Below are 8,854 nucleotides of genomic sequence, written 5' to 3'. Positions count from 1 at the left end.
AGGAGTTGTGATGACCGAACCTGCCGTGCGGGTAGACGCCATCACCAAATCCTTCGGTGATGTCCACGCGGTTCGCGGAATCTCCTTCGAGGTGCCGCGCGGAAGCGTCCTGGGCATCCTCGGACCCAACGGTGCAGGTAAGACCACACTCGTCGACATCCTCTGCACCCTGATCACCCCCGACTCGGGCTCGGCCACGGTCGCCGGCCACGACGTCGCCCGGCATCCCGGCGGGGTCCGCGAGGCCATCTCGATGACCGGCCAGTACGCAGCGCTCGACGAGACGCTGGGCGGTCGGGACAACCTCATCTTCTTCGGCCGGATGCAGGGCCTTCGACGGGGTGCCGCGCGCGAGCGTGCCGACCACCTGCTCGAGCAGTTCGATCTCGCCGAGTTCGGCAAGCGACCGGTGTTCTCGTACTCCGGCGGCATGCGACGACGCCTCGATATCGCCTGCGGACTGGTGATCCGACCCGAGGTCGTGTTCCTCGACGAACCCACCACCGGACTCGACCCGCGCAGCCGCCAGGCGGTATGGGCGCTGGTCGAAGCGCTCAAGGCCGACGGCATCACGACGCTGCTCACGACGCAGTATCTCGAGGAAGCCGATCGCCTCAGCGACAACATCATCGTGCTCGACAAGGGCCGAGTGGTCGCCGAGGGCACCGCCGAGCAGCTCAAGCAGAAGGTCGGCGGCGCCTACTGCGAGGTGGTCCTCGACGATCCGTCGCGGTCCGACGAGATGTGCGGGCTGCTGCGTACCCGACTCGCCGTCGACCCGAGGCCGACGGTCGGCGACGACACGACGATCACCCTCTCCACCACCGACGGGGTCGAGACGATGGGTGCGGTCATCGCCATCGCCAAGGACGCCGGGATCCGGCTCACCGACGTCGGCCTGCGCAACCCCTCTCTCGACGACGTGTTCCTCACCCTCACCGGCTCGCCGAGCGGCACCACCGAGGACTCGACGCGGTGACGACCACGCACCCCGCGGACCGGGAGACACACACCTTCTCCCGGATCGACTGGCCCGACGACCACAACCCGACCGTCGTCTCGCGGAGATGGCCGTTTCTCCGGCAGTGGACGACGATGACCGACCGCGGTGTCCGATCGGCGTGGGCCGAGGGCGAGTTCACGGTCGCGGTGGTGATGCCGATGGTCTTCGCGCTCGGTTTCTACCTACCGCTCCGCCTGGTGATGGCCGACCGGGGCATCGACTACGCACAGTTCCTGATGCCGATCATCGTGCTGCAGGCCGTCGCCTTCACCGCGATGGCCGCCGCCCAGCGCGCAACCCTAGACAAACTCCGCGGGATGAACCGTCGACTCGCGTCGATGCCGGTACGAGCCCTGGTACCGCTTTCCGCGAGGATGACCGTCTCACTGATCCGTTCGGTGGTGTCGATCACGGCAGCACTGGTCTTCGGTGCGCTGCTGGGCTTCTCGTTCGACGGCGGGTTGCTCGACACCCTGGCCTTCGTCGGTTTCGCGCTCGCGGTTGCGGTGGTGCTGGCGATCGGCGCGGATTCGCTGGGTCTGATCGCCCGGAATCCGGAGGCCACCTCACAGTTGCTCCTGCTTCCGCAACTGATACTCGGCCTGCTGTCGACCGGTTTCGTACCGGAGTCGGGATTCCCCGAGTGGGCCCAGCCCTTCGCCCGGAACCAACCGATCTCCCACTTCGCCGCGACCATGCGAGAACTCGCCGACGGCAACCCGACGATGTCGACCGCCCTGCCCGCCCTGCTCTGGCTCGGCGCGCTGGCCGTGGTCTTCGTCGCGCTCGCCCATCACACCCAGACACACCGGCGGCTGTACCCATGACCCGAGTACCCGTGAGCCGATCCGCCACCGATTCTCCGGACGTCCTGGGGTTCCCGCCGCGCCGGAAGTGGACCGCCGAGTCCACCTCGCGCGCGTTGATCCGCGGCTCGTTGATCCAGGCCGAACGAATCCTGGTGAAGTGGGCGACCGATCCGGTGACGCTTCTGCAGTCGCTGCTGTTCCCGGCGATCATGGTCCTGATGTTCTGGCTGGTCCTGGACCGATCGGTCAGCGCCCACTCCGGGTCGTCGAGCGTCTTCGGCATGGTCCCGATGGTGGCGCTGGTCGGTGCGATGTCCGGTGCGTCGATCAGCGGTCTCGGGCTCCGCCGGGAACGCACCTCCGGGCTGCTGACCAAGATGTGGGTCCTGCCCGTCCACCGCGCGTCGGCGATGGTCGGACGCTTGCTGGCCGAAGCGGTCCGCGTCGTTGTCACGGTCAGCGCCGTCCTCGCGGTCGGCACCATAATCGGCTTCCGGATCGAGTCAGGAGTTCTCGGTTATCTCGCGATCATCGGGATCACCCTCGTGTTCGGGCTCTCCTTCTCGATCATGGTGACCGCCCTCGCCCTGCTCAGTCGGGAGTCGCACATCGTCGAATGGGTGGCCATCGGCACCAACCTCGCGATGTTCTTCAACACCGGTTTCGTTCCCGCCCAGTCGTATCCGGGCTGGTTGCAGCCGATCGTCGAGTTTCAACCGCTCAGCTGCGCGGTGAACGCCATCCGCGGTTTCGCGGCCGGCGGTCCGATCGCCGAGCCACTGCTCCTCACCATCGCCTGGTCGGCCGCGCTGCTGCTGATCTTCACGCGACCGACGCTCGCGGGGTATCGGCGGGCAGCAGGGCGCTAGACCGAGGTCGCCCGCGACAGCAGTGGGTTCATGCGAACTCGATCGAAGTCGTGCCGCCGCAATGACAGACATCGCCTGCGACCTCATTCGCCCTCGGCTTTCGCCGCTGGTGCGCAGTTCCCTTCCGGGTCCCGATCAGCCGTAGTAGCAGCGGTACTTGATGCTGCCTTTGATCCGGCCGAGGAAGTTGCCTGCCGTGAACAGCCACCTGCCGGTCGGCACACGGGTGATCACGGTCGGCAGCAACGGATTCCGGATCAGTATGTAGAGGAACATGTCCAGCGTCACGTACCAGGGCCAACGCGGCATGCCGTAGTGCCGATAGTCGGAGTACAACTGCGCGGTGCCCACCCCGCACGTCACCGACTGCTGCCACATCCCCGACAGCGTGTCCCGGAGCCGGTAGGCGACGAGGGCCTTGGGAGCCAGACCGATCGTGCCGCCCGACAACTGGATACGGATCAGCAGGTCTGAATCCTCCGCAGCGTTCACGTACTCGACGTCGAAGCCGCCGACGCGCTCGTACGCTTCCCGCCAGACCCCGACATTGCAGGTCGGGTGTACCTGGAGGAATCCCCGCAAGTAGTACGGCTCGTCGGCGGGCAACATCGTTCGCCAGGACTGGACCTCGGGTGAGTTGAGCGAATGGGTCTCCAGTCCTCCGCCCACCGCCGAATGACGCGTCGCGACCGCGGTCAGCTCGGCGAGCCAGTCCGGGTAGACGCGATCGTCGCCGTCGCAGAAGGCGAGGAACTCTCCGTCGGCGGCAGCGACGCCGACATTCCGTGCGTACGAGATCCCGCCCACCGCCGAGGCGTCGACCCAGCGCATCCGGAGGCGTTCCCGCAGTGGGTGCTGTTCGACATGTTCCCGCAATCCGTCGGTGGATCCGTTGTCCGCAATGATGACCTCAAAGGGGCGTTCGTAGGTCTGCGCTGCCAGGGCCTCGAGCTGGATGTCGATGACATCGACACAGTTCAATGCCGAGATCACGATCGACACCAACTCGGGAAGAGGACGTTCGACATCCTCACACCGTTCGGTCACCTGCGGTTTCGCCACTTCATTCTTTCGGTTGTCTCCCGTGAGACCGCGAGCGCGGCCCAACGTCCGGTCGGGAATGCGGCCGGTCTCACCGGCCGCCGCTGCGCGGAGACCCGCACAGGTCAGGTAGACACGAGCGGGTCGGTCGGTGCCGATGAGCATCGCGCGCCCCCTCGCGATGACGTCCTTCGCGACCGACACTGCGCACCAGAGGGGTTCGGTCCGCGCATAGCGGCGGTAGAGGACAGACCGGTTGCGCGCGATGTAGTAATGCCGAAACGGCGCATCCTCGGTGAACTCGATCGACACACCCGTTCCCCTCCCGCGCAGCAACCAGCGCAGCGGACGGGGCGGGACCCACGTCGCGGCGCGTCCCAGCCGGTGACGAATCCGGTTGCCCGGCACGATGAGTGCATGACCGCCGTGCGCACGTGCGCGCAGGTAGAAATCCGTCTCCACGCAGTCGATGAACAGCGACTCGTCGAACAAACCGATCTTCTCGAACAGGGCGCGCGTGATGAGAAGGCCCGACTGCAATGGCTCGAAGGCGAGGGTCAGCCCCTCGACGGCAAACCAGAACGGGGCCACGTCGTCGTTGATGAAGGCCGGCGACGCCATCACGTCCGACAAGCCGAGCGACTTCGCCAGCTCGAGGTGATCGACGGCCCGTCGGACGTAGTCCGGTTCGAGTGAGGTGTCCTGGTCGACGGTGAGCACAGCGTCGGCATTTCGCGACAGCGCCTCGCGGACCCCCTGATTGAGGGCATGTGCGATGCCCTGGTTCGATCCTGACTCGAACACCGTCGCACCGGCCGCGGCGCAGTCGTCGAGCACTGTCCGCACAGCACCCTGCGGGTCGGCCATGAGTGACGGCGATCCGTCGTCGACGATGATCACCGAATCCACCTGTCGGAGAACATTCTCGATCGAATCGACGAGTTCTCGCGTCGGTTCGAAGGTCGGGATGACGGCCACCACGGTCATGACGGGGTTCCTTCGCTGTCGGTGAGATCGAGCGCGGCCGACACCGCGGCGGCCGTCGCGGTCACGTGCGGGGCACGCATCATCGCGTGATGGTCGGCGTCAACCGTGACGGTGTGCACGCGACCGGTCACCAGACGCGCCCAGGTGTCGGGATGGTCGGGGTTCTCGGTAGCCCGGATCAAGGTGATGTCACCCCGGTACGGCGTCGGCCGGTGCCGCCGGATCTGCTGACGACCGAGGTCCCAGAAGACGTTCCACTGCAGGGTCGTCGGAAGGTTCCACCAGCCGGCGGTCGCGACCAGCAGCCGCATCACCAAGCGGGTCCACAGGATCTGCAGTGATGGCGAATTCGAGGCCGGGCCCTCGGAATCGGTACCGGTGCGGTCGGGCAGCGCCGCGGGACCGTCGGTTCCGGTGTCGTCGGTCAGCCGGCCGCCGACGCGTTCGACCAGCTGGGGCTCGAACCGCGAGTCGAGGATGATCACCGACTCGCAGCGTTCGCCGCGGGCGTCCAGGATCGCCGCGGCCTCGAGCATGATGAAACCGCCGAGCGAGTAACCGACAAGTCGGTACGGACCGTCGGCCTGTACCGACCGGATGTCCGTCACCGCGCGCCGTGCGGCGGCCCGGATCGTCCGGTCGGCCCGGCCGCGCTTCTCGAGTCCGTGGGCCTGCAGCCCGTAAACCGGTGCATCCCCGCCGATCTGACGGGCCAACGGCAGCAGGCCGGCCGCGGGCGTCCCCGCGCCGGACATGACGAACACGGGGGTGCCGGTACCCTCGCGGAGCGGGATGATCGTGGCACCGGTGACCGAACGGGCGCGATCACGATGAGCGGCGTCGAGGAGTTCGGACAGACCGAAGATGGTCGGGGTGCCGGCGAAGTCCGCGGTCGAGATGTCGACGAGCCAGCGATCGCGCAGTTCGGCGAGCATCTTCGCAGCGGCGAGCGAGTCACCGCCCAGCGAGACGAAATCCTCGTTGCGCCCGACGGTCTCGAGTCCGAGGATGTCGCACCAGATGTGCATGAGCGTCGCCTCTGTCGGTCCGCGAACGGGTTCGGGTGTCCGTGGCGGTGCAGGCGGAAGTGCGGCGCGGTCGACCTTGCCGCGCTCGTTGCGGGGTAGCGAGGTCATGACCACGACGTCACGCGGAATCATCCACGGTGCCAGCGTGTTCGCGAGCGCGGTCCGTATCTCGGCCGGCGACGGCGTCCACTTGGCCGGGTCGACGGCGACGTGCGCGGTGAGCTGCGCGGCGTCCCGGTCGGCGGTGACCACCGCGTCGACCGTCCACGGCAGGGCGCGCAGGGCGGCCTCGACCTCGATGGGTTCGACGAGATAGCCGCGGATCTTCACCGCGTCGTCGCGGCGTCCGAGCAGATGCAGTTGACCCTCGTCGTCGAAGCGACCGAGATCGCCCATCCGGTAGCGACGGCACCCGTCGGGCAGGTTCTCGAACTTGGCTGCGGTCAGCTCGGGGTTCTTGAAGTACCCCGACGAGATGTACTTCGATTCGACGACGACCTCACCGGTCGATCCGGTCGGGACGTCGTGGCCCGCCTCGTCGACGATCCGGACGGACTTCTTCGAAGCGGGCGTGCCGACCGGGATTACACCCGTGGGAACGGGCCGATCCGCCGGGATGAGGTTGAACGCGAGATTGGCCGACTCCGACGACCCCGACCAGCTGCAGAACACCCCGTCCGGTGCGATGGTTGCGCGGACGCGCTCGACGTCGCCGGAGTGGACAGGTTCGCCACAGGTCGACACCAGACGGACGCTCTCGATCACGTCGCCGGGAGCCAGGTCGGTGAGCCAGGACCTCAGGAGCGACGGCGTGCAGTGGACGGTGGTCGCCCGTTCCTGCCGCAGCCAGTCGCGGAGCCCCTCGGCGGTACGTCGGCGGACGTCCCAGAGCAGCAGCGTCGATCCGTTGAGCAGAGACATCAGCAGGCAGTCGACGCCCGCACCGAAGCTCAGCGGTAACAGCGCCGTCGCCTTGTCGTCGTACTCGAAGCGCATGAAGGTCGCGCCGTCGAGGGCCATCCCGAGGGCCCAACGATGAGGAAGCGTCACGCCCTTGGGCCGGCCGGTGGAACCGGAGGTGAAGATCAGCACGGCCGGGGCGTCGGGCGCCGGCACCGCGAGCGGAGCGTCAGACGACGGCAGCGCAGCGATGTCGGCCGGAGACATCCGATGGGCCCCGGACAGTCCGAGAATGTGGTCTCGCCGGTCGTCGGGCAGGAAGGGGTCGAGCAGGATGACCGGGTGTCCCGAGGTGAGGACCGCGAAGATCGCGAGGACCGAGTCGATGTCGGATTCGACGTCGACGGCGACCGGTCGACCCGTCTCGGTCATCGCGGCGGCGATGGCGCGCCCGCGGTCATCGGTGCGGTTCACCGCGTCGCGGTAGGTGATGGAGGCCTCGGGGGTCCGGACGGCAACCGCGTCGCCACGTTGCGCCGCCATGTTCCGCCACAGTGCGACGACGCTCTCGTCGGAGCTCTCGGTCGTGGCCGGAATCGTCGCCGGATCGATCGTGGTCACGAAGCGACTACCGGACATAGGGTATGCATAGTTAGGTTAGGCTACCTAATACGCCACTCCGGGCGTCGTCAGGGTCTCCGACATCTGACCAGTGATCGCCGACACTGACGACCGCTCCTCCTCAGCGCTGGTAGGCCGACCTGCTGTAAGAAGTACCGGTGCTCCGAATGCGTCCCCGTCCACGAAGCGGTTCCGCCTGTTCCCGCGCCGTCGGCGCCGGTGTCGGCTGATGCGCATTGTCGTGGTCGGCGCGGGTGCCGCCGGGTCTCTGGTCGTGTTCCATCTGGCCGTCTGGTAGCCGCCGATGACCGGGCCGAGCCGCTCGAGGTCGTCGTCGTGGACCCGATCGACCAGGTCGCGGGTCCCGCGTTCGGCACCGCGGATCCTGCCCACTTGCTGAATGTCCCCGCGTCCGGGATGTCGGTGGACCCGGATGAGCGGTTCGACTTCGTGGACTGGTGCCGTGCCGAGGGGCTCGTGGCCGGTGACGAGGCGCACTACTTCTTCGCACCGCGCGCACAGTGGGCGCGCTATCTGCGGACCCGGCTGGCAGAGGCATGCGAGCGGGCCGGCGGCCGGTTGAGTGTCCGGTTCGTGCGTGACGGTGCGGTCGGCGTCGCCGTCGTCGGCGCGGGAGTTCGGGTGACCACGGCGGACGGAAGCGTCCTCGACGGCGACCGGCTGGTGCTCGCAACCGGACTCCCGGGTGTCGGGAACGGCTGGGCGCCCTGCGACCTGAGCGATCAACCCCGCTACATCGCCAACCCGTGGCTGCCCGATGCTCTCAAACCGGTACTGGCCGACGACGGGGACGTCCTCGTGATCGGCACCGGCCTCACGATGGTTGACGTGGCGATCAGCCTGCTCAAGTCGGGCGACACTCGTCGTGTCGAGGCGATCTCACGCGGCTGCCGACTGCCCCGGCGGCATGCCGACACCTACCTCGGCGAAGTCGTCCCCGACACCTCGACCTGGGGCGACAACCTCGACGAGATCCGAGCCGCGGTCGCGACCCATGTTGCGAGAATCGAACGCCTCCTGGGGAATTGGCGGCCCGGCGTCGACGGTGTGCGCTACCGCGTTGCCGAACTGTGGGGCCGGCTCGACGAGGCGGACCGCGGCACCTTCGTCCGCGAACTCGCCGGCGACTGGCTCGTGCGTCGGCACCGGATGCCCCCGTCGAGCGGCAGACTCGTCGACGAGGCCCGGCGGTCGGGACGCCTCGTCGTGCGCGCGGGACGGATCACCGGAGTCGACGCGGTCCCAGGTGGACTCACCGTCACGACCGGCGACGACGAACGCACCTATGCCTGGATCGTGAACTGCACCGGTCCGCAGCCGGACGTGCGAAAACTCGGCAATCCCGTCCTGGACTCGGTTCTCGACGCCGGGCTCGCGACCACCGACCCGCTCGGTCTGGGCCTGATCACCGACGACGGGCGCGTCCTCGACGCCGACGGTCGCCCGGGACCGATCTGGACCCTCGGATCGCTGCGTCGCGGCGAACTCTGGGAGACCACCGCAGTACCCGAGATCCGCTCGCAAGCAGAGGAATTGGCTGCATCGCTCATCGGTGACGTCGACGGTCACCGATGA

Annotated in this window: 6 protein-coding genes; 4 read left to right on the top strand and 2 right to left on the bottom strand. The window is 67.7% G+C overall.

The window, feature by feature from the left end:
• Positions 1-10 precede the first annotated feature (10 nt).
• The 3 genes from M1L58_RS08695 to M1L58_RS08685 are packed head-to-tail and all read left to right on the top strand — an operon-like array spanning position 11 to position 2,681.
• Positions 11-979 (top strand): daunorubicin resistance protein DrrA family ABC transporter ATP-binding protein, encoded by a 969-nt coding sequence (locus tag M1L58_RS08695; RefSeq protein ID WP_006868431.1) that lies wholly within the window; start codon positions 11-13, stop codon positions 977-979.
• Entirely contained in the window at positions 976-1,830 is an 855-nt protein-coding gene (locus tag M1L58_RS08690) for an ABC transporter permease (protein WP_248658572.1), read from the top strand. The genes M1L58_RS08695 and M1L58_RS08690 overlap by 4 nt, the downstream gene beginning before the upstream one ends.
• Positions 1,827-2,681, top strand: coding sequence for an ABC transporter permease (locus tag M1L58_RS08685; protein WP_248658571.1), 855 nt, complete (start codon positions 1,827-1,829; stop codon positions 2,679-2,681). Before M1L58_RS08690 ends, M1L58_RS08685 begins: the two co-directional genes overlap by 4 nt.
• A gap of 135 nt (positions 2,682-2,816) precedes the next feature.
• Here M1L58_RS08685 and M1L58_RS08680 read toward each other — a convergent pair whose 3' ends face one another.
• Together M1L58_RS08680 and M1L58_RS08675 are read right to left on the bottom strand one after the other, a co-directional pair.
• Positions 2,817-4,709, bottom strand: a complete 1,893-nt coding sequence (locus M1L58_RS08680) for a glycosyltransferase family 2 protein (RefSeq protein ID WP_248658570.1) — start codon at positions 4,707-4,709, stop codon at positions 2,817-2,819.
• The gene (locus M1L58_RS08675) at positions 4,706-7,276 is read right to left on the bottom strand and encodes an AMP-binding protein (RefSeq protein WP_248658569.1); all 2,571 of its coding nucleotides are present in this window, start codon (positions 7,274-7,276) and stop codon (positions 4,706-4,708) included. The genes M1L58_RS08680 and M1L58_RS08675 overlap by 4 nt, the downstream gene beginning before the upstream one ends.
• Positions 7,277-7,594: 318 nt before the next feature.
• Between M1L58_RS08675 and M1L58_RS08670 the strand changes: the two genes are divergently transcribed.
• The gene (locus tag M1L58_RS08670) at positions 7,595-8,854 is read left to right on the top strand and encodes an FAD/NAD(P)-binding protein (protein WP_248658568.1); all 1,260 of its coding nucleotides are present in this window, start codon (positions 7,595-7,597) and stop codon (positions 8,852-8,854) included.

It is taken from the genome of Gordonia sp. C13 (assembly GCF_023218005.1).
GTDB lineage: Bacteria > Actinomycetota > Actinomycetes > Mycobacteriales > Mycobacteriaceae > Gordonia > Gordonia namibiensis.
The sequence above is the reverse complement of the archived record's forward strand: the minus strand, read 5'-3'. Positions and strand labels throughout refer to the sequence as shown.